Source organism: Peristeroidobacter agariperforans, from assembly GCF_004138335.1.
In the GTDB taxonomy this organism is placed as follows: Bacteria; Pseudomonadota; Gammaproteobacteria; order Steroidobacterales; family Steroidobacteraceae; genus Steroidobacter; species Steroidobacter agariperforans.
On record NZ_RYFW01000007.1, the window covers coordinates 175,742 to 199,735 of the forward strand.

At 63.2% G+C, this 23,994-nt stretch carries 17 protein-coding genes and 1 pseudogene; 17 read left to right on the forward strand and 1 reads right to left on the reverse strand.

Features of this window, described 5'->3' with window-relative positions:
* The first annotated feature begins 8 nt into the window (after positions 1-8).
* The 12 genes and pseudogenes from serC (at position 9) to gabT (ending at position 12,323) form a co-directional block, all read left to right on the forward strand.
* On the forward strand, positions 9-1,088 hold the full coding sequence (serC, locus tag EK373_RS31325; RefSeq protein WP_129649305.1) for a 3-phosphoserine/phosphohydroxythreonine transaminase: 1,080 nt from the start codon (positions 9-11) through the stop codon (positions 1,086-1,088).
* A 123-nt stretch (positions 1,089-1,211) separates the two neighbouring features.
* The gene (locus tag EK373_RS31330; RefSeq protein WP_129649306.1) at positions 1,212-2,378 is read left to right on the forward strand and encodes a phosphoglycerate dehydrogenase; all 1,167 of its coding nucleotides are present in this window, start codon (positions 1,212-1,214) and stop codon (positions 2,376-2,378) included.
* Between the two features lie 62 nt (positions 2,379-2,440).
* A complete protein-coding gene (gene pheA, locus EK373_RS31335) occupies positions 2,441-3,601 on the forward strand; it encodes a prephenate dehydratase (RefSeq protein WP_129649307.1) in 1,161 nt (386 codons plus the stop codon).
* Between the two features lie 81 nt (positions 3,602-3,682).
* Positions 3,683-4,993 (forward strand): annotated as a pseudogene (gene aroA / locus EK373_RS31340) (3-phosphoshikimate 1-carboxyvinyltransferase); the annotation flags it as partial.
* Positions 4,986-5,672 carry a (d)CMP kinase gene (cmk, locus tag EK373_RS31345; protein WP_129649309.1) on the forward strand — a complete coding sequence of 229 codons (687 nt, stop codon included), beginning with the start codon at positions 4,986-4,988 and terminating at the stop codon, positions 5,670-5,672. The pseudogene aroA and the gene cmk, both read left to right, overlap by 8 nt.
* Before the next feature lie 125 nt (positions 5,673-5,797).
* Positions 5,798-7,477, forward strand: a complete 1,680-nt coding sequence (gene rpsA, locus EK373_RS31350; RefSeq protein ID WP_129649310.1) for a 30S ribosomal protein S1 — start codon at positions 5,798-5,800, stop codon at positions 7,475-7,477.
* A 51-nt stretch (positions 7,478-7,528) separates the two neighbouring features.
* Positions 7,529-7,879 (forward strand): integration host factor subunit beta, encoded by a 351-nt coding sequence (locus EK373_RS31355; protein ID WP_268894923.1) that lies wholly within the window; start codon positions 7,529-7,531, stop codon positions 7,877-7,879.
* Between the two features lie 110 nt (positions 7,880-7,989).
* Positions 7,990-8,280: a LapA family protein gene (locus EK373_RS31360; RefSeq protein WP_129649312.1), complete on the forward strand. Its 291-nt coding sequence runs from the start codon at positions 7,990-7,992 to the stop codon at positions 8,278-8,280.
* A gap of 13 nt (positions 8,281-8,293) precedes the next feature.
* Positions 8,294-9,463, forward strand: a complete 1,170-nt coding sequence (locus EK373_RS31365; protein ID WP_198683794.1) for a tetratricopeptide repeat protein — start codon at positions 8,294-8,296, stop codon at positions 9,461-9,463.
* Between the two features lie 152 nt (positions 9,464-9,615).
* Entirely contained in the window at positions 9,616-9,918 is a 303-nt protein-coding gene (locus tag EK373_RS31370; protein ID WP_129649314.1) for a ComEA family DNA-binding protein, read from the forward strand.
* 123 nt (positions 9,919-10,041) lie between these two features.
* A complete protein-coding gene (galU, locus tag EK373_RS31375) occupies positions 10,042-10,947 on the forward strand; it encodes a UTP--glucose-1-phosphate uridylyltransferase GalU (protein ID WP_129649315.1) in 906 nt (301 codons plus the stop codon).
* A 65-nt stretch (positions 10,948-11,012) separates the two neighbouring features.
* Entirely contained in the window at positions 11,013-12,323 is a 1,311-nt protein-coding gene (gene gabT / locus EK373_RS31380) for a 4-aminobutyrate--2-oxoglutarate transaminase (protein WP_129649316.1), read from the forward strand.
* On the opposite strand, the gene EK373_RS31385 is transcribed toward gabT, so the two are convergent.
* Positions 12,273-14,267, reverse strand: coding sequence for a S8 family peptidase (locus tag EK373_RS31385; RefSeq protein WP_129649317.1), 1,995 nt, complete (start codon positions 14,265-14,267; stop codon positions 12,273-12,275). The genes gabT and EK373_RS31385 overlap by 51 nt on opposite strands.
* Positions 14,268-14,673: 406 nt before the next feature.
* On the opposite strand from EK373_RS31385, the gene EK373_RS31390 reads away from it, so the two are divergent.
* The 5 genes from EK373_RS31390 (at position 14,674) to EK373_RS31410 (ending at position 23,975) form a co-directional block, all read left to right on the forward strand.
* Complete coding sequence (locus EK373_RS31390) at positions 14,674-17,205, forward strand: cyclic nucleotide-binding domain-containing protein (protein WP_129649318.1); 2,532 nt, start codon at positions 14,674-14,676, stop codon at positions 17,203-17,205.
* A 62-nt stretch (positions 17,206-17,267) separates the two neighbouring features.
* Entirely contained in the window at positions 17,268-18,074 is an 807-nt protein-coding gene (locus EK373_RS31395; protein ID WP_129649319.1) for a hypothetical protein, read from the forward strand.
* A gap of 6 nt (positions 18,075-18,080) precedes the next feature.
* Positions 18,081-19,871: an FHA domain-containing protein gene (locus EK373_RS31400; RefSeq protein WP_129649320.1), complete on the forward strand. Its 1,791-nt coding sequence runs from the start codon at positions 18,081-18,083 to the stop codon at positions 19,869-19,871.
* On the forward strand, positions 19,868-21,931 hold the full coding sequence (locus EK373_RS31405; RefSeq protein WP_129649321.1) for a heme-binding protein: 2,064 nt from the start codon (positions 19,868-19,870) through the stop codon (positions 21,929-21,931). Before EK373_RS31400 ends, EK373_RS31405 begins: the two co-directional genes overlap by 4 nt.
* 91 nt (positions 21,932-22,022) lie before the next feature.
* Complete coding sequence (locus tag EK373_RS31410) at positions 22,023-23,975, forward strand: hypothetical protein (protein ID WP_198683796.1); 1,953 nt, start codon at positions 22,023-22,025, stop codon at positions 23,973-23,975.
* Positions 23,976-23,994 lie beyond the last annotated feature (19 nt).

Below are 23,994 nucleotides of genomic sequence, written 5' to 3' on the forward strand. Positions count from 1 at the left end.
TAGGTTCCATGCGCGTCTATAACTTCAGTCCCGGTCCGGCGGTGTTGCCACAGGAAGTACTCGAGCAGGCGCGCGAGGAAATGCTCGACTGGCGTGGCACCGGCATGTCGGTCATGGAAATGAGCCATCGCGGCAAGGCGTTCATTTCGATCGCGGAAGCTGCGGAAGCCGATCTGCGCGAGCTGCTCGGCGTGCCGAAGAACTACAAGGTGCTGTTCCTGCAGGGCGGCGCCATGGGTCAGTTCGCCGGCGTGCCGATGAATCTCAGCAAGCCTGGCGATACTGTCGACTATGTGAACACGGGCGCCTGGTCGAAAAAGGCGATCGGCGAGGCCAAACAGTACGCAAAGGTGAATGTCGCCGCCGACGCGGGCGAGCCGTACACCAACATTCCGCTGCTGTCGAATTGGAAGGTGAGCGAGAACGCCGCCTATCTGCACTACACGCCGAACGAAACCATCGGCGGCGTCGAGTTTCATTTCGTGCCGGAGCTGAAGAGCGGCGCGCCGCTAGTCGCCGATATGTCCTCGACCTTGCTGTCGCGGCCCATCGATGTTTCCAAATTCGGTGTGATCTACGGCGGTGCGCAGAAGAATGTCGGCCCCGCGGGCCTGACGCTGGTCATCGTGCGAGACGACCTGCTCGGTCGCGCGCGTCCGGGTACGCCGGCGTTCATGGACTACAGCGCCATGGCGAAGGAAGGCTCGATGCTGAACACGCCGCCGACCTACGCCTGGTACATGGCGGGCCTGGTGTTCCAGTGGTTGAAGCGCCAGGGCGGTCTGAAGGCCATGGGCGAGATCAATCGTCGCAAGGCGGAGCTGCTCTACACGGCCATCGACAGCTCGTCGTTCTATAAGAATCCAGTGCAGCACGATGCGCGCTCGTGGATGAATATCCCATTCGTGCTGGCCCGGCCGGAGCTGGACAAGACCTTCATCGCCGAAGCGAAGGACGCCGGACTGGTGACGCTGGAAGGCCATCGCTCGGTCGGTGGCATGCGCGCCAGCATCTACAACGCCATGCCGCTGGCGGGCGTGGAAGCGCTCGTGGGCTTCATGAAGGAATTCGAGCGCAAACACGCATAAAGTAGCGGTTGGCGGTTAGCGGATGGCGGTTAGCGGTTGGTGAAGAGGCAGAGCCCTCCGAATCTCCCAAACTAACCGCCAACCGCTAACCGCGAACCGCCAACCGCTTTCCTGGGGGGGCGCATGTTCAGAGTTTTGACGCTGAATAACATCTCAGTTCGCGGCTTGGAACGACTGCCGCGCGATGGATACGAAGTCGCCTCCGCTCTGAGCGACCCGCACGCGATCCTGGTCCGCTCGGCGGACATGCACTCGATCGACATTCCCTCCAGTGTCATCGGTGTCGGCCGGGCGGGCGCCGGCACCAACAATATTCCCGTGTCGCGTCTGTCCGCGCGTGGCGTTCCAGTGTTCAACGCGCCTGGCGCGAACGCCAACGCGGTGAAAGAACTGGTCATCACCGGTATGTTCCTTGCGGCCCGCAACGTCTGCCAGGCGTGGGACTACGCCCGCAATCTCAAAGGCAGCGACGAAGAGCTGGATGTCGCGGTCGAGCAGGGCAAGAAAAAGTTTGTCGGTTACGAGCTGCCGAGCCGCACGCTCGGTGTCATCGGCCTGGGCGCCGTCGGCGTCGAAGTAGCAAACGCGGCGCATTTGCTCGGTATGCGAGTGCTGGGTTTCGATCCTCAGATTACCGTGCAGCGTGCCTGGCAGTTGTCCTCGGGCGTGCAGCAGGCGCTGTCGCTGGACGATCTGTTCTCACGTTGCGACATGGTGACGGTGCACGTTCCGTTGATGGAAGCGACCCGTGGCTTCGTAAACGCCGCGCGCCTCCGGCTGCTGAAGGACAACGGCGTCGTGCTCAATTTCTCTCGTGCCGCCATCGTCGATGAAAAGGCCGTCGTGGAAGCGCTCGACAGCGGCAAGCTCGGCGCATACATCTGTGACTTTCCGACCAACGCGGTCAAGAATCATCCGAAAGTCGTGGCGCTGCCGCATCTGGGCGCGTCGACCGGCGAGGCCGAAGAGAACTGCGCCATCATGGTCGCGGACACGCTCAAGGACTTTCTCGAGAACGGCAACATCCGTCATTCGGTCAATTTCCCCGAAGCGGTGCTGCCTCGGACCGCGAATTCGACCCGGCTGTCGATCTCCAACGAGAACGTCCCGAACATGGTCGGCCAGATCTCCACCGCGCTGGCCAACGCCAGGCTCAACATCGCCGATCTACTCAACAAGTCCCGCGGCGAGCTGGCCTATACATTGATAGACGTGGACGGCCAGGTGCCCGCCGGCGTGCTGGATCAGCTGCGCAAGATCGAGGGTGTATTGAACGTGCGTGCGTTGTGACCGGCGAGGCTGGCAGAATGACGGGCTGAGAACCCATTCAGCCATCGAGCTACTGTCTCACAATGAAACGTACGTCCAAGGGCGCCAGCAAGGCCGGCTCCAAAAAAGCGGCAGCTAAGAAGACGCCGGTCGTGGCGTCGCCCGAGCTCAGCTCGATCCGCGAGCGCATCGACGACATCGATCTGCGCATTCATCAGCTGTTGAACGAGCGCGCACGCTTTGCCCAACAGGTGGGCGACTCGAAGCGGGGCGAGGGGCTGAGCACGGCGGATTTCTACAAGCCCGAGCGTGAGGCGCAGGTGCTGCGCAACGCCATCGAACGCAACGAAGGTCCGCTGAAGAACGAAGAGGTCGTGCGGCTGTTCCGCGAAATCATGTCGGCGTGCCTGGCCCAGCAGGAGCCGCTGAAGATCGCGTTCCTCGGCCCGGAAGGCACCTTCTCCCAACAAGCCGTGCTGAAACATTTCGGCCATTCGGTGCGCGCGTTGCCGCTGCCGGCGATCAGCGAAGTGTTCGAGGAAGTGCAGGCCGGCCATGCCGATTTCGGCGTCGTGCCCATCGAGAACTCGACCGAGGGCACGGTCAATCACACGCTGGACATGTTCCTGAACTCGCCGCTGAAGATCTGCGGCGAGATCGAGCTGCGCATTCGTCAGCATCTGATGGGCCGCATGAAAGGGTTGCAGAAGATCCAGCGGGTTTGCTCACATCCGCAGTCGCTGGCGCAGTGTCGGCAATGGCTGGATGAGCATCTTCCAAACATCGAGCGCATACCGGTCAGCAGCAATGCCGAAGCGGCGCGTCGCGCACGAGATGAGGACGGCACCGCGGCGATCGCGGGCGAGGCCGCCGCGGAGGTTTATAACCTCGGCGTGATCGTGCCGGAGATCGAGGACACGGCCGACAATACCACCCGCTTCCTGGTTATCGGGCGCAAGCTGTTCAGCGCCAGCGGCCAGGACAAGACCACGCTGCTGGTCTCGGCCGGTGACACGCAATCGCCCGGCGCCCTGCATCGGCTGCTGGGCCCGCTGGCTGCCAACGACATCACCATGACGCGCATCGAATCCCGGCCGTCGCGCAAGCGCAAATGGGATTATGTGTTCTTCATCGACGTAGTCGGCCATGCCGAGCAGCCGCCGCTGTCGACCGCGCTGGCGGAGCTGAAAGAGGCGTCCACGCTGTTTCGCGTGCTGGGCTCGTATCCGGCGGCGGTGCTGTAACCCCCGAATGGGGTATGCTGGGCGCCCCTGAGGCCCGGCGCCGCCGAGCCCGGTTACCCCGTCAAAAAATAGATGTCGCATTACATAGTCGAGCCCGTTCCTGGCGTTTCCGGCGCGATCCGCGTGCCTGGCGATAAGTCCGTTTCCCATCGCTCGCTCATGCTCGGCAGCATCGCCGACGGCGTGACCGAAGTGAGTGGCTTCCTGGAAAGCGAAGATTGCCTGTCGACGATGAAGGCGATGCGCGCGCTCGGCGTGCGTATCGAGCAGATCGGTCCGCAGGCGGTGCGCGTGCATGGCGTCGGCATGCGCGGCTTGAAGCCGGCGAATCACGCACTGGATATGGGCAACTCCGGCACAGCGATGCGCTTGATGACGGGCCTGCTGTCGGGCCAGTCATTCGACAGCGAGCTGATCGGCGATTCGTCGCTGATGAAGCGCCCGATGGAGCGCGCCGCGAAGCCGCTGCGCGAGATGGGTGCGCAGATCGCGACGCTCGACGGTAAACCGCCCGTGAAAATCACCGGCGGCGCGAAGTTGAAGGGCATTCGTTACGAGCTGCCCGTGGCGAGCGCGCAGGTGAAGTCCGCCGTGCTGCTCGCCGGTTTATATGCAAACACGCCGACGACGGTCATCGAGCCTGCGATCACGCGCGATCATACCGAGCGCATGTTGCTGAGCTTCGGCTGCCAGGTCGACGCCGCGCACGGGGAAGTGTCGCTGACGCCGCCGACGCAACTGAAAGCGTGCACCTTGGAGGTGCCCGGAGACTTTTCCTCCGCAGCCTTCTTCATGGTTGCAGGCTCGATCAACCCCAAGAAAGATGCGGTGCTGACCATCACCGGTGTCGGCATCAATCCGACCCGCACCGGCTTGCTGGATATCCTCGCTCTGATGGGTGCGGATCTGCGCGTAGTGAATCATCGCTCTGCCGGCGCCGAACCAGTGGCCGACATCGAAGTGCGCCCGGCGCAGCTGAAGGGCATCCACGTGCCCGAACACCTGGTGCCGCTGGCGATCGATGAATTCCCGGTGTTGTTCGTGGCAGCATCCTGCGCGCAGGGCGAGACCATTGTCACCGGCGCGGAAGAATTGCGCGTTAAGGAGAGCGATCGCATTGCTGTCATGGCCGAAGGTTTGAAAGCCATGGGCGTGACTTGCGAAGTGCTGCCCGACGGCATCCGCATTCAAGGTCGCCCGGAAGCGAAGGTGTTCTCTGGCGGCACAGTCGACAGTCATGGCGATCACCGCATCGCGATGTCATTCTCGGTGGCCAGCCTGCGCGCCGCCGCACCGATCAAGATCCTGGATGTGGCGAACGTGGCCACGTCGTTCCCGGACTTCCCCGGCACGGCCGGGTCGGCGGGGCTGAACGTCGCCGTGCATGACTGACAGCATTCCGATTCTCACTATCGATGGCCCGAGCGGCTCGGGCAAAGGCACGATCGCGCGGCGGGTCGCCGACCAGCTTGGCTGGCATCTGCTCGATAGCGGTGCGTTGTATCGCCTGGTCGCGCTGGCCGGTCAGCGCAAGAGCCTCGATCCGACCGATCAAACCGGTCATGAACGGGTCGCCCAGCAGCTGAATGTCAGATTCGGCCTAGCCCCGGACGGCGGCGAGCAGATCTGGCTGGAAGGCGAGGAAGTCAGCAAGGCGATCCGGACCGAGCAGACCGGCGAGGGCGCCTCCCGCGTGGGGGCCATGTCGGGCGTCCGTGCGGCCCTATTAGAGCGTCAGCGTGCATTTGCACAGCCTCCCGGTCTGGTGGCCGACGGTCGCGACATGGGAACTGTGGTTTTTCCGTCCGCGCGGCTCAAGATATACCTCACGGCAAGCGCTGAGGAGCGCGCCCGTCGGCGCTATAACCAGTTGAAAGACAAGGGGCTCGATGCTAACCTCGCCGCCCTTTCGCTGGACATCGCCGAGCGTGACCGACGCGACGCAAGCCGCCCGATCGCCCCGCTAAAGCCTGCGGATGACGCGCTGATCGTGGACTCCACCTCGATGACGATTGACGCCGTCCTGGCCAGAGTTCTGGAACTGGCCGCCGCGCGCTTCGGGCGCGGTTGATTCCAAGCTGAAAGAGTTTCGTTTTGTTGGTGCCGCGCCGGATGCGTGGCTTGATTCAATAACCCCTCGTCGGACCGGATGCCGGCAGGACAAACACGCGGGCTCTTGTGGCCCTGGAAATACTCATGACCGAAAGTTTTGCGCAACTGTTCGAAGAAAGTCTGGCCTCCCAACGGATCAAGCCAGGCGCCATCCTCACCGGCCGAGTGGTGGAAGTCGGGCCCGACGTGGTGCTCGTCAACGCCGGCCTGAAGAGCGAGGCAGTGATCCCGGTCGAGCAATTCAAGAACGACCGTGGCGAGATCGAAGTCAGCGTCGGCGATGACGTCGAGGTCGCCCTCGACAGCGTCGAAGACGGCAATGGCGAAACGCGCCTGTCGCGCGAAAAAGCCAAGCGCGCCCGCACCTGGTCGCGTCTCGAGCAGGCGTTCGAGAAGCAGGAGATCGTCAAGGGCATCATCAATGGCCGCGTCAAGGGCGGTTTCACCGTCGAGATCGACTTCGTCCGCGCGTTCCTGCCGGGCTCGCTGGTCGATGTGCGTCCGGTGCGCGATCCCTCGTATCTCGAAGGCAAGACCCTCGAGTTCAAGGTCATCAAGCTGGATCAGAAGCGCAACAACGTGGTCGTGTCGCGTCGTGCGGTGGTCGAGCAGGAATACAGCGCAGAGCGTTCGGAGCTGCTGGAGAAGCTGCAGGAAGGCGCGGTCGTCAAGGGCACGGTCAAGAACCTCACCGATTACGGTGCGTTCGTGGACCTGGGCGGCATCGACGGCCTCTTGCACATCACCGACATGGCGTGGAAGCGCGTCAAGCATCCGTCCGAAGTCGTCACGGTTGGCGACGAGATCGATGTGCGCATCCTGAAGTTCGACCGCGAGCGTCAGCGCGTCAGCCTCGGCATCAAGCAGCTGGGCAACGATCCGTGGCAGAACATCGCCCGTCGTTACCCGACCGGCTCGCGTCTGTTCGGCAAGGTCACCAACATCGCCGACTACGGCTGCTTCGTGGAAATCGAAGAGGGCGTGGAAGGCCTGGTGCACGTCTCCGAAATGGACTGGACCAACAAGAACGTGAATCCCTCCAAGGTCGTGCACATCGGCCAGGAAGTGGAAGTCATGGTGTTGGACATCGACGAAGAGCGTCGTCGTATTTCTCTGGGCATCAAGCAGTGTCAGTCGAATCCTTGGAAGGACTTCGGCGACAACTACAACCGCGGCGACAAGGTCAGCGGCCAGATCAAGTCGATCACCGACTTCGGCATCTTCATCGGTCTGTCCGGCGGCATCGACGGTCTGGTGCACCTCTCCGATATCTCCTGGGACATCCCGGGCGAAGAGGCGGTGCGCAACTATCAGAAGGGTCAGCAGGTCGAAGCCATGGTGCTGTCGATCGATCCGGAGCGCGAGCGCATTTCGCTGGGCATCAAGCAGCTGGCGAAGGATCCGTTCTCGGCCTGGATCGCCGATCATCCGAAGGGCAGCATCGTGAAGGGCAAGGTGCGCGAAGTCGACGCCAAGGGTGCGATCATCGACCTGGGCGGCGGCGTGGATGGCCATCTGCGCGCTTCCGAGCTGTCGCGTGACCGCGTGGAAGACGCCCGTACGGTGCTGAAGGTCGACCAGGAAGTGGAAGCCCGCTTCACCAACGTCGATCGCAAGAGCCGCACGATTGCTCTGTCGATCAAGGCGAAGGAAATTCACGAGGAAGCCGAGGTGGTATCGAATTACCGCACCAACGAGACCTCGGCCGGCACCAGCCTGGGCGACTTGCTGAAGGAGCACATTGGCGGAAGCCAGGACAATTAACCTGTCCCGAGCGACACTCAGCGGCACGGCGGTGGCTTGCCACCGCCGTGCTTGTCGCTCCCAGGCAGGTTCCGTGGAAGAACAACAACGGGCCCGAGCATGACCAAATCGGAACTCATCGAGCTCATTGCAGCCAAGCAAAAACATCTGCCGGCCAAGGACGTGGAACTGGCGGTGAAGCAGGTGCTGGAGATCATGAGCGATGCCCTGGCCCAGGGCGGTCGCATCGAGATCCGCGGCTTCGGCAGCTTTTCATTGCATTTCCGTCCGCCACGCCAGGGCCGCAATCCCAAGACCGGCGAGACCGTGGCGCTGTCTGGCAAATACGTGCCGCACTTCAAGCCCGGCAAGGACCTGCGCGAGCGGGTCAATGACGGCGCCGATAGTCCCATCCGGGACTGAAGCGGTTGGCGGTTCGCGGTTAGCGGTTGGTGAAGAGGGGAACACGGCTTGGTCCGTTGCCTCTAAACTAACCGCCAACCGCGAACCGCTAACCGCCAACCGCCTTTCGAATGTCCCGCGTCGTTTTCTACCTCACCGTCGCCCTCGCTGCACTCGTTGCGCTGTTCGTCAGCGCCATGAATGTCGATCGAGTCGAGGTGGAGCTGGCGTTCCTGCGGATTGCGACTCCGCTCGGCCTTGCGCTGGTCGTCGCCTTCGTCGCCGGTCTGGTGGCGGGGTTGATCTGGCGCGTCTATTGGGTTGCCGAGCTGCTCAATGAGCGCGGCCGGCTGCGACGCGCCTTGCGTCTGGCCGAGCAGCGCGCTCGCACCGCCGCTGCGACCGGGGAAAATGCCGGCTGACCCACCGTCTTTCTTGTTGATCGCCGCACTGTTCGTTGCCGCGGCTGCCGGCTGGCTTTTCGGCCGCTATCGTTCCGGCGCCGGCGGCGCTCGTGCCTCCGAGCCGAACAAACTTTCCGAAGAATATTTCCGCGGCCTGGGCTTCCTGCTCGACGAAGAGCCTGACAAGGCGCTGGAAGTGTTCCTGCGCATGGTCGACGTCGACAACGACACGGTCGAAACTCACTTCGCGCTGGGCAATCTTTATCGCCGCCGTGGCGAAGTGGAGCGTGCCATTCGCGTGCACGAGAACATCATGGCGCGCCCATCGCTCAGCGACGAGCACCGTCTGCACGCGATGTTTGCTCTGGGCGAGGACTACTTTCGCGCCGGCTTGTTCGACCGCGCCGAACGTTTGTTTCTACAGCTCGCCGATGGCAGCGGCCGCCACGTGCAGGCGTTACGCTATCTGTTGCGCATCTACGAGCAGCAGCGCGATTGGGAGCAGGCGATCGTCGCGCATCGCAAGCTCGTCGCGGTCGCTTCACCCGAGCACCCGACCGCGATTGCCCATTATCACTGCGAGCTCGCCGAGCAGATGCGCGCAAAGGGCGACTTCACCGGCGCTCGCGAACAATTGCACCTCGCGCGCGATGCTCAACGTAATTTTCCGCGAGGCGCGCTGATCCGCGCCGACATCGCACTCGATATGAATCAGCCCGAGCTCGCAGCATTGCTGTGCCAGCGTGCGGTCGAGCTGCATCCCAAGCTACTTACACTGGCGTTGCCTCGCGTGATGCGTGCGATGCGCGGCACCGATGCGGGCGAAATCGAACGGCGTTTCCGTGTGTGGATACGGCCCGATCCCGTGGCACGCGCGGAGCTGGCATACGCCGCCATTGTCGCTGGGTTGGAACAGGAGTCGTTCGTTCGCGAGTGTTTGCCCGACCTGCTGCGGGAGGATCCGACCCTCGGCGAGATCGTGAGCGCCACCAGCGGCGATCCTTCCCATCTGACCGCCGAACAATGCACGGCGCTGGCGACAGCGCTGGGGCGAATTCTCCGACGCACCCAACGCTATCGCTGCGTGGACTGCGGCTTCGCCAGCGCGGCACATTTCTGGCAATGCCCTGGCTGCCGCAGCTGGGATGCGTTCGCGCCGGTAGCGCTGCTGGACCTGACGCCCGGCATGCATCGACGCTAGGCATATCGGGGCGCTGCAGATCGTCCGATTGCGTAGGCTTTTGCCCCGATATTGGCGCTTCAGGGACGACCCATCGTGTCGACAATCTCCGCCGCCGGATGCCATCGCATCCGTCTCGCTACGGCAAATTGAATACATTCAAGGAGAGAATCATGTCGACACATCTTTCGGTCCGGCGCGCGGTGCAGGCGTTGATCTGTAGCCTGTTGCCTGCGGCAGGCTGGGCCGGCCCGGTGGACATCAACACCGCCGACGCCGCCACCATCGCCAAAGAGCTGCAAGGCATCGGGCTCAGCAAGGCGCAGGACATCGTCGAGTACCGCGAAAAGAACGGGGCCTTCAAGAGCGCCGACGAGCTGCGCAAGATCAAGGGCATCGGCGCCAAAACGCTGGAACGAAACCGCGTCAACATCCGTATGGATTCCGCGACAACCGGCGCTCGCAAGGGCAGCTGAGGCGATAAATGGTGTGAACTGCGCCCGGTCACCAGGGACCGGGCCTTTTGTCACCCCTCCGCTCGCAGCCGCTTGCGATATCATCGGCGTCGCACCCCTTAAGTACCAACGCGGAGATGTGCAGTGGCGAAAGTATCGACGACCGAGATCCGGACGGCAGTGTTTCCAGTGGCGGGGCGCGGCACGCGCTTTTTGCCGGCCACCAAGGCCAGTCCCAAAGAGATGTTGCCGATCGTCGACAAGCCGCTGATCCAGTACGCCGCCGAAGAGGCGCTCGCGGCCGGTGCCCGCAAGCTCGTATTCATTACCGGCAGCTCCAAGCGGGCCATCGAAGACCATTTCGATTCCGACCACGAGCTGGAGGAGGCGCTGGAAGCGCAGGGCAAGCGGGACTTGCTCAAGGCGCTGAAGGACATCGTGCCGTCGTGGGCCAGCTGCATATACATTCGTCAGCCGTCGCCGCTGGGTTTGGGTCATGCCGTGTGGTGCGCCAAGCCGGTGGTCGGCGACGAACCTTTCTTCGTGCACCTCGCCGACGACTTGATCGACGCGCCGACGCCGTGCCTGCGTCAGATGGCTGAGGTGTATGCGGAGCGGGGCGGCAGTGTGCTCGGTGTGGAAACCGTGCCGCGCGCCGAAACGGACAAATACGGCATCGTTGCAACCGAAGAGCGCGAAGGCCGCATCAGCAAAGTCAAACAGATCGTCGAGAAGCCGCGGCCGTCGAATGCGCCCTCGACGCTGGCCGTGGTCGGCCGTTATCTGTTGTCGCCGACCATTTTCGCCAAGCTCGAGAACACCGGGCGGGGCGCGGGCGGAGAGATTCAGCTCACCGATGCGATCGCCGATCTGCTCGGCGACGAAAACGTGTTTGCTTACGAGTTCGAAGGCAAGCGCTACGACTGCGGCAGCAAGCTCGGTTATCTGCAAGCCACCGTCGAGTACGGCTTGAAGCACGAAAGCCTCGGCACCAAGTTCCACGACTATCTGCGCAACCTCGCGACGACCACGCTCGCGCCGAAGGGCTAGCCAACTCCTGTGGGCGGGCCAGCGCGGGCCCGCCTGCATTTGTTTCCAACGTTTCGAGATCCCCCATGTCAGCTAATACAGACCTGCACAACCGGCGCAACGCTGCGCTCACCAAGGGCATGTCCACCATGCTGCCCATCTACATCGAGAAGGGGCAGAACGCCGAAGTGTGGGATGCGGACGGGCGCCGTTACGTCGACTTCGCCGGCGGCATCGCCGTGTTGAACACCGGTCACCTGCACCCGCAGGTGAAGGCGGCCGTGCAGCAGCAGCTCGACGCAGGCTTCACGCACACCTGCGTGATGATCACGCCATATCGCGTTGCCGTCGAACTGGCCGAGAAGCTCAATGCGCTGGCGCCGGGCCCGACGCCGAAGAAGACGATGCTGGTCACCACCGGCGCGGAAGCGGTCGAAAACGCGGTGAAGATCGCGCGCGCTCACACAGGGCGCTCCGCTGTGATCGCGTTCGGCGGCAGCTTCCACGGCCGCACTTATATGGCGATGGCGCTGACCGGCAAAGTGTCGCCGTACAAGGTGGGGTTCGGTCCGTTCCCCGGCGATGTTTATCACGTCCCGTTTCCGGTGACGTATCACGGTGTAACGTCCGAGGACAGCCTCGCCGCGCTCGATCAGCTCTTCAAATACGACGTCGAGCCTTCACGCGTGGCTGCCATCATCATCGAGCCGGTGCTCGGCGAAGGCGGCTTCTATGCGGCGCCCGTGGAATTCCTCAAAGCACTGCGCGCGCTTTGTGACAAGCACGGCATCGTGCTGATCGTCGATGAGATCCAGACCGGCTTCGCTCGCACCGGCAAGATGTTTGCTATCGAGCACTACGGCATCGAGCCGGATCTGATGACCATGGCGAAGAGCCTGGCCGGAGGTTTCCCGCTCGCAGCCGTCGTCGGCAAGCAGCAGATCATGGACGCGCCGATTACCGGCGGTCTCGGTGGAACGTACGCAGGCTCGGCTGTGAGCTGCGCCGCTGCGCTCGCCGTGATCGATGTGATGGAGAAGGAGAAGTTGCCGGCGCGCGCCAATCATGTTGGCGACATCCTCATGCAACGATTGCGCAAGTTCCAGGGCGAGTTCACGTGCGTCGGTGAAGTACGCGGCCTGGGTGCGATGGTTGCGATGGAGCTGGTGCGTAACCGCGATCCGCATGCGCCCGATGCGGATCTGGCGAAGGCGCTGGTTCAGCGCGCGGCTGCCAACGGCCTGGTGCTGTTGTCGTGCGGCCTTTACGCCAACGTGATTCGCTTGCTGGTGCCGTTGACCGCGTCCGACGCGATCATCAACGAAGGCCTCGATATCATCGAAAAATCACTCCGCGAAGTGCTCGCGGCGGCGACGCCGGTGGCTGCGACCGGCTGAGCCGCTCGCAACCTTGCGGCGGCGGGGGCCGGGCAGAGCCAGCGGCAACAAGCCGAGGAACAGCAGCCACCAGTCGAAGCTGCCGCCGCCGCCGTTGCTCTGGCCGATTGGCGATGAGGCCGGCGGCGTTTGCGCATCGGGCGGCGTGGACGTGACCATCGCGAAATCGGTGTCATCGACCACGCCCGCATCGTCTGTCACTCGCAGTCGCAACGTGAAGCGGCTGTTGCCATTCACCTGCACCGTCGTCGACGTGGCCGCCGCGTCGGCGATCGTCGGCGTCGCGCCCGTAACGTTGACAACACTCCACTGATAACTCGCCACCGTGTGCGTCGGCGCGGCGAAGCTGGTGCCGCCGCTGATATTTACCGCGACATTCGGATCGATGGTCGCCGTCGACTGCACGATGCCGAAAGGCTTGAGTGCCGCTTGCACGGCGGCCGCGGTGTTGAGCATGCCGGCCCCGCAAGTCACCGTCGTGCAGATACATTCGACACCTTGCACGAAGGTCGTCGGCACGCGGCAGATCGCGTTGGTCGTAGCGCTCGACGTTGGGAAGGGCGAGGCGGATTCCTGCAACAACGTGGTGAACTGATCCGGCGTGAGTCGTGGGTTGACTGAGTGCATCAACGCCGCAGCGCCGGCCACCAGTGGGGCCGAGAAGCTGGTGCCGAAGTTGGGCCGATTCACCCGATCGGTGTGCGTGGGGGCGACCGGAACGGTGCTGCCCGAGTCGATCGCCACTTGCACCGGGTAAACGCAGGGCGAGGCGTCGGTGAACGGCGGGCCGTCATTCACGCAATTACCGCCGGGCGCGGAAATGTCGGTGCCTGGGCCCAGGTTGCTGAAGCCGATCTTGGTCCCGATGTGGCGAATGCCGCCGACGCCGAGCACGTTCTCGCAGTTCGATGGCGTGCCTGGCGGAATGCCGTCGTTGCCGACCGAGGCGACGATCAGCGTGCCTTGTCCGATGATTTCGTCGACGGCGCTTTGATAAGCAGCACTGCACTCGTCATCGCCGCCGAGGCTCAGGTTGATGATGTTCGCGGGGTTGGGATTGGTGGGTGCGTTGTCGACAGGCAGGCCCGCCGCCCAACGCATACCGTCGATGATGTCGGAGTCGAAGCCACCGCATTTGCCGAGAACTCGCACGGGCAGGATCTTGGTGGTCCAGCCGGCGCCGGCCATGCCGAAGCCTTCGTTGCTCTTGGCGCCGATCAGGCTCGAGACCCGCGTGCCGTGCCAGGAACTGGAGGTGGCGGTGCAATTGGCGAAGAAGGCGGTCGCGCGGTCGGCGGCATCGACCCAGTCGCCCGGATCGCTCGCATCGTCGTCCGGGCCGTCGCCATCGTTGGCCACGCGGGCATCGGAGATGAAGTCGTAGCCGGGCAGCAGCTTGTCGTTGGCCGGATTGTCATCCGTATCGTTGGCGAGATCGGGATGATCGGGGCGGATGCCGGTATCGAGCACCGCGACCACCGTGTTCGCGGTGCCGGTGGTGACGTCCCATGCCTCATCCGTGTGAGTGGCCGCAGGTTCTGCGCTGAGGAAATACCACTGATTGGCAACCAGCGGGTCCGAAGGGATCTGCTGGATCTGGCGGCGCTTGTCGGCGACCGCGAATTCCACGTCGGGATCGGCCGCGAGCTTGTCGAGCACGGACTGCAACTCGCGGCCGTTCAAGGCGTGATCGAGCTTGTATACGTCGGTCGTCGAAGTGCTGCTGCGCTTGTGCTGGATGGCTAGGCCCGAGCGGCTCGTGAGCTTGCCGGCGCGCTGGGCCGGTGCGGCCGAGAGCGTTGCTTTCGCGCCGCTGCGCCAACGCACGATGATCTGGTCGGTGGCGTCCGGCGCCTGCAGCCGGGGACCCTGATACTCCCGTGATTGCCCGAACGCCGGCAGGGCGGCGAACGCGGACAGCACGACGGCAGCGAGCATCTTCATCGGAGATTCCTTTTGATTCCTTCCTGAGTTTACGTCGGCGCGCAGCGCCCGCAAACCCTGACTTTTGCGCTCGAGCGGCGATCACACCATGGGCTTCGTGTATGGCGGATGAATGTTTTCACCGGCGCGTCGTTGGCGTTGCCGGCGCATCCAGTTCGCCCGTCCGGGCGAATCCAGCTCGAGTCAACCATTGAGATCGATCGCACCAGTCTCCAACCAGCGCCGACTCATCTATTCGCTGCTACAAACGTCCTGGATTCCGTGACGTAGCGCACGGTAGACACCTTGCTAGCGTCGCGGCCGGGCCGGTAGCATCCGTCGCGATTTAACAAATATAAGTGAACGGGATGGCAGCGGGTCGCAAGCAATCGCAGGGAGGAGCAAGTGCGGGCGCATTTGTTTCTGCATGTACCAAATCGCAATTATCGGCGCTGGCCCGGCGGGCCTGAGCGCAGCTGCACGCGCAGCGGCGCGTGATCAACAGGCGAGACGCTCGAGCCCCAGCTACGTTCTGCTAGAAGGCTTCAGCGCGCACGCCAAGACCATCCAGCGTTACCAGAAGGGTAAGCACGTGATGGCCGAACCCGGCTTCCTGGATCTGCGCAGCGATCTGGGCTTCGGCGCCGGCAGCCGCGAGAAAATCTTGTCGGCGTGGGGCGACGGTCTGCGTGAGCTCAACGTAAACATCCGTCACAACGCCGAAGTAAAGAAGATCGGCGGCGCCAAGGGCGCGTTCGCGATCCAGCTCACCAGCGGCGAGACCATTCAAGCCGCCCACGTCGTGCTCGCGATCGGCCTTGAAGGCAATCCGCGCAAACTCGGCGCGCCGGGCGAGGACCTGGAGCGGGTTCAATATCAGCTCGACGATCCCAAGGAATTCGCCAACGAGACCATCCTGGTGGTCGGCGCGGGCGATTCGGCGATCGAAAACGCCCTGGCGCTGGCCGAGCAGAACGATGTCTGGATCTTGAATCGCGGCAAGGAATTCAGCCGCGCCAAGGACGCCAACCTCAACGCCGTGGTCGCGGCCATCACCGATCCGCGCCGGCGTTTGAATTGTTACTACGAGACAAGCATCAAGAGCGTCACCCAAGGTGGCGGCGCGATGCCGCTCACCGTCGTGATGCAGACACCCGCGGGCGAGAAGACGGTGCAGTGTCATCGGATCATTGCGCGCTTGGGCGCCATCCCGCCGCGCAAGTTCGTCGAGTCCATCGGCATCAAGTTTCCGAACGAGCGCAATGACGCGATTCCCGAGCTGAGCCGGCATTACGAAAGCAACGTGCCGGGCGTGTACATCATCGGCTCGCTGGCGGGCTATCCGCTGATCAAGCAGGCGATGAACCAGGGCTATGACGTCATCGAGTTCATCAACGGCAACGACGTGAAGCCGGCGGATCATCCGCTGCTGGAATATCAGTTCTTCGGCTTGCCGTTCGAGCGCTCGGTCGATGAGATCGTCGAGCGTTTCCAGACGCTGATTCCGATGTTTCGGCAGATGAATGCGCTGGCGTTTCGCGAGCTGGTGATCGAGAGCGATCTGCTGGTCGCGTTCCCAGCCGGCGCCGAGTTTGACGACGCCCGCAAGCGCATGACGCTCCTGCAGAAGAAGCTGGCGCTGAAAGATCCGCAGCCGCGCATGACCCGCGTCATTCGCGAAGGCGAGGTGATCTATCAGCCCGGTGAATTCGGCACCTCGTTCTTCACCATCGTCGATGGCGAGGTGCTGCTCGAAGCCACCGGCGGCCAAAAGATCCGCACACGTCTGGGCCGCGGCGAGTTCTTCGGCGAGATGAGCTTGCTGTCGGGCCGGCCACGCTTGGAAAAAGCGGTCGCGGGGCCGGGCTGCATCCTAGTGGAGACACCGCGCCGGACCATGCTGAAGCTGATGAACTCCAACGAGGAAGTTCGCAGCGGCATCGATTGGATCTTCATCGTGCGCGAGCTGCAGCGGCACTTTGCTCCGTACGCGACGCTCAGAGAGCTGCGCAGTATCGCCACGCGCGTCACGCTGCGCCGGCTGAAAGCGGGCGAGGTGCTCTTCAGCGAAGGCGATGTGGGCGATTCGTTGTTCGTGTTGCGCTCGGGGGCAATCACTTTGCTGCGTCGTCAAGGCGACGAGGACAAGCTGGTGTCGCAGGTCCGCTCCGGTCAGCTGATCGGCGAGATGGCGTTGATGGGTGATCCCATGCGCCGCGAGACAGCGACGGCGAACGTGGCCGCCGAGCTGATCGAGATCAAGCGCAGGGAGTTCCTGGAGCTCACGCGTCGCGATGATGCACGCCTCGATCCCTTGCAAAAGGATGTGAGCCGGCGAGTGGTCGACAATGCTCGCATGCAGGTGCGGCCGGAAGCCGGCACGTTGATGAACTTCCTGATGGACGAAGGGCTCGGCGAAGCCACCAACGTCCTGGTCATCGACGAAGCGCTGTGCGTCGGTTGCGATAACTGCGAAAAGGCTTGTGCCGAAACGCACGAAGGCGTCTCGCGGCTGGATCGCGAAGCCGGCGCAACCTTCGCCAACATCCACATTCCGATCTCCTGTCGACACTGCGAGCAGCCTCATTGCATGAAGGACTGCCCGCCGAACGCGTTGCGCCGCTCGGAGAGCGGCGAGGTCTACATCAACGATACCTGCATCGGCTGCGGCAACTGCGAGGCGAATTGTCCGTACGGCGTGATCCGCATGGTCTACGACGCGCCGAAGAAACCGGGCCTGGTGTCGTGGATGATTTTTGCGGCCGGCAGCGGGCCGGGCGAAGAGCCCGATTACAAGCCCTCCGCGAAGGCCAAGGACAAAGGTAAGAAAGCAACGAAGTGCGACGCCTGCGTCGGCCTCAAAGGCGGGCCGGCCTGTGTGCGAGCGTGCCCCACCGGCGCCGCCATCCGCATCGGGCCCGAGCAGTTCATCGATCTGGTCGAGGAGCGGAAGCGGTGATCCACCGCAATCTGCTCTTGTACCGCGGCGCTCGCTACCTCTGGTGGTCGCTCGGATTAATCGTGGCCGCGTGTGTTCTGTATGTCACACAGGGCGACTCGCAGCCGCCGAACGGCGGCACCTGGCAGGGCTACGTGCTCGGCACGGTCGGCGCGCTGCTGATCGTCTGGCTCACGATGCTCGGCGTCCGCAAGCGGCGCTACAGCTCGACGACGGGCACCGTGCAAGGCTGGACCTCGGCGCACGTGTACCTCGGTTCGACGCTCATCGTCATCGCGACCCTGCATTCCGGCATCCAGGTTGGCTGGAATTTGCACACGCTTGCGTATGTGCTCATGTGTGTGGTCATTCTGAGTGGCTTCTTCGGCTTGTACACGTACATGAGCTACCCCCAGCTCATTTCCAAAAACCGCGAAGGTGGGGCGCGCGCGGAGCTGTTTGCCGAATTGTTCGAGCTGGATCGCAATGCTCGCTCGGTCGCGAGCCGTTGCGCGCCGGACGTCGCCATCGCCGTCGACAGCAGCATCGAGCGCACGACGCTGGGCGGCGGCATTTATTCGCAGCTCTTCAGTCGTGACGGCTCGTACTTCGTGCGCGGCGAGGGCAAGCCGGTCCGGAACACGGACCAGCAGCGAGTCATCGATTTCGTCGGCACCCGACTGCCGCGAGCGGCCAAGGGCGCCGAGGCTGCCAACCTGCAGCAGCTGATCGTTCTATTGTGCCGCCGGCAGGCGGTGCTACGGCGCATCCGTCGTGACATCCGCTTGTACGGCTGGTTGAAGATCTGGCTGTACTTCCACGTGCCCGTCACCATCGCGCTGCTGATCGCGCTGGTGCTGCACATCATCGTCACCTTCTTCTACTGGTAGCCGCGCATGGACGCCTTGTTACGCGAGCTACGGGAAGGCCCAGACGGTATCGCCGAGTACTACGATACCGAGATCAGCAGCAAACAGCTGACCATTGGCAGTGCGGCCGACCGGAACATTCAGTTGTTGGGCCGTGGCATTGCGCCCGAGCACGCAACGATTGTGCTGGCGGGCTCGCAGCTGAGGCTGGAGTGCCGGCGTGGCGAGATCGTCCGCTTGAACGGCAAGAAGCGTGCGACCGCGAGGCTCAACGTCGGCGATGTGATCGAGCTCGCCGGACATCGGCTGCGCATCGCCCAGCCGCCGCCGGGCTTCAATGCGGCCATCGAGCTGCAGCCCAACGATCGCGTCGACGCCAGCGCGTTCGAGAGCGCATTCCGCACCGATTTGTCACAGACCTGGCTCGGCAAGCGCACCATGGCGTGGGCCGGCGTGGTGCTGGTGATGTTGTTCGGGCTGATGTTGCCGTTCTTCGTCATGAAGCTGCACCACTCGGGCACGGCCACGCCGTCGTGGATTCCCGGCGACAAGTTCTGGAACAGCGGTCCGCTGCATCAAGTACATCAGCAGGCCATTGGCGATCGCTGCGAAACGTGCCATCAGAAGTTGTTCCAACGCGTGCAGGATGCAGCGTGCAACGAGTGTCACCGCACGACGCACGATCACATCATGCCCGCGCGCCTGGCGCTCACAGAGCTCGGGCCGACGCCGCGCTGTGCGACCTGTCATCGCGAGCACAACGAGCCGCAGACCTTTCTGGTCAACAGCGGCGACAGCATGTGCGTCGATTGCCACGGCGATCCCGAGCATGGCTTCGGTCAGATCCAGGTCGATCGGGTGCTGGGCTTTGGCCTCGAGCGTCATCCGGAGTTCAAAGCACATTTGCTGGCGTCGACGACGGCGCCCGCGGGCTCGGGGGTCGCGTATGAATGGAAGACGCTGATCGCCGAGCTCGACAAGGCCAAGGAACAGTCGAACCTGAAGTTCTCCCATCAGCAGCACCTGGATCCCAACCAGGTGCTCCGTCGCGGCGACAGCAAGCCGATGAACTGCGCCGACTGTCATCGCCTCGAGCCGGATGGCGAACACTTCGCGCCGATCTCGATGGAAGGGCAGTGCTCGTCGTGCCACGAGCTGACGTTCGATCCCGGCGCGCCGGATCGTCAGCTGCCGCACGGTAAGCCGCGCGAAGTCGTGCTCACACTGCAAGACTACTTCACCCGCAAGTTCTCCGATCCGAACATGGGCAAGGTGACGCGAGAGCGCCGGCGCTTGCCGGGACGCGAGGATGAAGAGGAGACCTGCACGGGCGTGCCGTTCGATTGCGCCATGCGCAGCGCTCGCAAGGAGATCGAAAGTCAATTCACGCGTCGCGGCTGCATCGGCTGTCACGCCGTGGTCGACACACAAGCTCCGAATGTATTCGAGCGCTTCCAGGTCATCCCGATCAAATTCGCGCGCGATTACTTCCCCGCAAATCGCTTCGATCATCGCAGCCATCAGATTCAGAACAAGCTGACTGGCGACGATGCGTGCCTGTCCTGCCATGCAGCCAAAAAATCCGAGGACGCCAGTGATCTGATGGTGCCTGGCCTTACGAAATGCACCGAGTGTCATGGCGATAAGGCTGCGGCCGAGCGAGTCACCGTGCAATGCGTGAGCTGTCACGAGTATCACCCGCGCGATCCGTCGTTGCTGGACGTCTTCAGCAACGGCGCGAGCCCGCGCATCACGACTCGATTGAGTCGGCCCCGCGAAACCAAACCGGCGCCTGCGGGCGAACTCGCTGGATCATGAGACAGACTTCACATATTCGCGCGTGGCGGAGCTTGCTGCCGCTTACGGCGGCATTCCTGGTGGCGTGTTCAGGCGGCTCGCCGACCACACCGACCACCGGCACGGACAGCAGCGATCCCACTTGCACCGGCACGTGCTTGAGCACGTCGACCTCGAATCTCAGCGTCGCCGATGTGCAACGAGTGATCGCGCAAGGTGTTGCTGAAGCGCAAGCACGCGGCACGAATGCAACAATCGCGGTCGTCGATCGCGTGGGCAATGTGCTCGCCGTGTATCGGATGGGCGATCCGTCGACGCGCTCAGTCACCGTGACGACTTCCCCAAACGGCGACGCGCCGATCTCTGGTGGATTGGAAGGCATTCGTTTGCCGGTGCAGGCCGCGATGGTGAACATCGATCACGCGGCTGCCATCGCCAAGGCCGTGACCGGTGCGTATCTGTCCTCCGAAGGCAACGCATTCTCGACGCGCGTCGCCAGCCAGATCGTGCAAGATCATTTCAATCCGGGCGAGGACCTCCAGCCGGCCGGCCCTTTGTTCGGGGTGCAGTTCAGCTCGCTTGCGTGCTCGGATCTGGTTCGTTCGTTCACGGGCGCGCCGGGACCGGGGCCGCAGCGAACGCCGCTCGGATTGTCGGCGGACCCGGGCGGTTTCCCGCTGTACAAGAACGGCACGGTGGTGGGCGGCGTCGGTGTGCTGGCCGACGGCTTCTACACCATCGACAAGAGCATTCTCGATCGTGACATCGACGTGGACGAGGCGATTGCGCTTGCCGCCACGTTTAGCTACAGCGCGCCGGTCGATCGACGCGCCGATCGCATCACCGTCGATGGCAAAGTGCTGCGCTTCACCGACGTGGAGTTCGCCGAACTGAGCGCAGATCCGCAGTCCGCGCCCGGTTTCGACACGCTCACCGCGGCGGTGGGCGGACTGGTCACGGTGCCTGGATACACGGATGGCGTCGTTCGCGACGGTACTGTGTTCGGTCAGCCAGGTTCTGGTGTGCGTCCCGATGGCGATCAGAACTTCCCTGGCCGCGACGCCTTCGTGCTGGTCGATGAAGCAAACAATCTGCGCTACCCGCCGCGCGCTGGCACGGATGCGGCTATTGTGGGCGGAGCGGTGCTCAGTGAAGCTGAAGTGCGCACACTGTTGCAATCGGCGCTCGATGTGGCGAATCGCGCTCGTGCGCAGATCCGGCGTCCGGTGGGATCGCAAGCTCGCGTGACGATCTCCGTCGTCGACTCGCAAGGTGAGATCCTGGGCGTTGCTCGCACGCGAGACGCGCCGCTGTTCGGCACGGACGTGTCGTTGCAAAAGGCGCGGACGGCAGCGTTCATGTCGTCCAGTTCAGCGGCGAGCTTCATCGCGACCCTGCCGGATGCCAGATATCTGAGCACGACCGATGCGGCGGTGAGCGTCGTGCGTTCAATTCCATTGAGTGGATACGTGAATGCTCTGCGCTCTTTCATCGCCAATCCCAACGCGCTTGCCGATGGACAGGTCGCCTACACCGATCGCGCTTACGGCAACCTCTCGCGCCCGTTCTTTCCCGACGGCATCACGGGTGCCAACCAAGGGCCGTTGAGCAAGCCGGTGGGCGAGTGGAGCCCGTTCTCGACCGGCATGCAGCTCGATCTGTCGATGAACGCGGTCCTTCAGCATGTGTTGTTCGTCGCGGGCGTGCCTGGAATTCCCGATGTCGCACCGGGCTGCGCGGGAGTGCAACTCGCCGCCGACCTGAGCAGCGTCGGGCAGACGATCACGGGTGTGCGCCTCGGGAACGGCCTGCAGATCTTCCCTGGCAGCGTGCCTGTTTATCGAGGCAGCACTTTGATCGGCGCCGTCGGCGTATCCGGCGACGGTATCGATCAGGATGACATGGTCGCGTTCATGGGCTTGCACAACGCAGGTCAGACGCTCGGCGGTGCGATCAACAACGCTCCGGCAGAGATGCGCGCCGACACCTTGCTGCCGCAGGGCGTGCGCTTGCGGTACGTGCAGTGTCCCCAGGCGCCGTTCATCGACGGCACGGACGACAACGTTTGTGGAGGGAAGTGACGTGAGGAGGAAGCGGTTAGCGGTTTGCGATTGGCGGTTGGCGGTTAGTCAAGAGGCTCAGTTCCTATGGGGATCGGGAGGGCGTGACGACATGTCGTTGCCCAAATCTTCTCTTCACCAACCGCCAACCGCCAACCGCCAACCGCTAACCGCTGCTCTTCTCACGATCAGCACGTTTGTAGTCACGGCGACTGCATGGTCTCAGACCGCGACCGCCGCTGAAGTTTGTTATCAGGACGACGTTGGCCGCGTCGTGAAGCGACGCCGGCCGGGCTACACCGAAGTGCCGTGTCCGGAAGAGGGCAGCGCACAGCAACCGACCACGCCGTCGGGTGAAGGTGTGCCGCCGCCATCGCCGGAAGCGCAGCAGGTGCTGCCGCTGCCGCCGCTCGAAGATACCGGTCGCGCCCCGCGGCGACGCGTGATGGAACGTACGCCGCCGGCGTCGGTTTCGCCGATTCCGCGGCCGGGTCTCACAGACTTCGTGGACTCGGTGCCCATGCCCGATCGCTGGCGCATCGTCGACACCCTGGGCTACAAGGAACGTTGGTGGGATCCCTACAACCGCAACGTGCTCAAGGCGGACAAGCCGGTGGTCGGCGAGGACTGGTTCTTCAACCTCGGTGTGATCTCCGACACGATCTATGAAATGCGCGAAGTGCCCACGCCCATCGGCGCGATCTCGACCGACAGGCCCGGCGGCATCGATGTGTTCGGCAGCTCCGATCAATGGTCGGTGGCGCAGAACATGAGCTTCGAGTTCGTCTATTACAAAGGCAACACGGTCTTCAAGCCACCCGATTGGGAATTCCGCGTCACTCCCGTCATTTCCTACAATTACACCGAGCTCGAGGAAGTGCAGGCGGTCAATGCCGATGCACGCCGCGGCCTGACGCGTGACGACACGTTCGTCGGCTTGCAGGCGGCGTTCGTGGACAGGCACCTGCGGAACGTTTCGGACAACTACGACTTCGACAGTTTCCGTATCGGCATCCAGCCGTTCTCGTCGGACTTCCGCGGCTTCCTGTTTCAGGACAATCAGCTGGGCGCGCGTCTGTTCGGTACTCGCGGCAACAACAAGTGGCAATACAACATTGCTTACTTCCGCCGCCTGGAAAAAGACACGAACAGCGGCTTGAACGATGTCGGCGCGGATCTGCGCGAGGACGACGTGTTTGTCGTCAACCTCTATCGGCAGGATTTCCCCGTGCTCGGCTTCACGTCGCAGGCGACGGTGCTCCACAACCGCAATCGCGAGGACGAGCTGCGTTATAACAACAATGGCTTCATCGAGCGGCCGTCCTCGCTCGGGTTGGAGAACCTGCGCGAGTACGACGTGACCTATGTCGGCTACAACGGCGACGGTCACTTCGGCCGCGTCAACCTCACGACCTCCGTGTACTACGCCATCGGCGACGAGACGCCGAGCGTGTTCGTCAATCAGGAAGTAGACATCAGCGCGCTGTTCGCGGCGGCGGAGCTGTCGATGGACTTCGACTGGATTCGTCCGCGCATCTCGCTCTTGTACGGCAGCGGCGATGACGATCCGTTCGACGACGAGGCCAACGGCTTCGATGCGGTGTTCGAGAATCCGCAGTTCGCCGGCGCCGATACCAGCTACTTCATCCGCCAGGCCGTGCCCTTGATCGGCGGCGGACGCGTCGCGCTCGCGACCCGCAACGGCGTGTTGAACAACCTGCGCTCGTCGAAGGAAGAAGGTCAGTCGAACTTCACCAATCCGGGCGTGCTGATGGCGGGCCTGGGCGTCGATATGGACTTGATGCCGGAGCTGCGGCTGTCCTTCAACGCCAACACGCTGTACTTCGACGATCCGACGGTGATCGAGGTCGCGCGCAATCAGGGGCCGATCGACAAGCACATCGGTTACGACGTGTCGGCCTCGGTGATCTATCGGCCGATGATGTCGCAGAACATGGTGGTGCGCGCCTCGTACGCGACGCTGATTGCCGGCGACGGCTTCGACGCGCTGTTCCCGGACGAGGATCCGGGTTACTTCCAGCTCAACGCGATCTTCGCTTACTGACCCTCCGAAAATCATTGTA

What these genes read in the sequence shown, in the direction of transcription:
- serC (WP_129649305.1), top strand. Translation starts at nt 9, where the DNA reads ATGCGCGTCTATAACTTCAGTCCCGGTCCGGCGGTGTTGCCACAGGAA.
- EK373_RS31330 (WP_129649306.1), top strand. Translation starts at nt 1,212, where the DNA reads ATGTTCAGAGTTTTGACGCTGAATAACATCTCAGTTCGCGGCTTGGAA.
- pheA (WP_129649307.1), top strand. Translation starts at nt 2,441, where the DNA reads ATGAAACGTACGTCCAAGGGCGCCAGCAAGGCCGGCTCCAAAAAAGCG.
- cmk (WP_129649309.1), top strand. Translation starts at nt 4,986, where the DNA reads ATGACTGACAGCATTCCGATTCTCACTATCGATGGCCCGAGCGGCTCG.
- rpsA (WP_129649310.1), top strand. Translation starts at nt 5,798, where the DNA reads ATGACCGAAAGTTTTGCGCAACTGTTCGAAGAAAGTCTGGCCTCCCAA.
- EK373_RS31360 (WP_129649312.1), top strand. Translation starts at nt 7,990, where the DNA reads ATGTCCCGCGTCGTTTTCTACCTCACCGTCGCCCTCGCTGCACTCGTT.
- EK373_RS31370 (WP_129649314.1), top strand. Translation starts at nt 9,616, where the DNA reads ATGTCGACACATCTTTCGGTCCGGCGCGCGGTGCAGGCGTTGATCTGT.
- gabT (WP_129649316.1), top strand. Translation starts at nt 11,013, where the DNA reads ATGTCAGCTAATACAGACCTGCACAACCGGCGCAACGCTGCGCTCACC.
- EK373_RS31385 (WP_129649317.1), bottom strand. Translation starts at nt 14,267, where the DNA reads ATGAAGATGCTCGCTGCCGTCGTGCTGTCCGCGTTCGCCGCCCTGCCG.
- EK373_RS31390 (WP_129649318.1), top strand. Translation starts at nt 14,674, where the DNA reads ATGTACCAAATCGCAATTATCGGCGCTGGCCCGGCGGGCCTGAGCGCA.
- EK373_RS31400 (WP_129649320.1), top strand. Translation starts at nt 18,081, where the DNA reads ATGGACGCCTTGTTACGCGAGCTACGGGAAGGCCCAGACGGTATCGCC.
- EK373_RS31405 (WP_129649321.1), top strand. Translation starts at nt 19,868, where the DNA reads ATGAGACAGACTTCACATATTCGCGCGTGGCGGAGCTTGCTGCCGCTT.
- EK373_RS31410 (WP_198683796.1), top strand. Translation starts at nt 22,023, where the DNA reads ATGTCGTTGCCCAAATCTTCTCTTCACCAACCGCCAACCGCCAACCGC.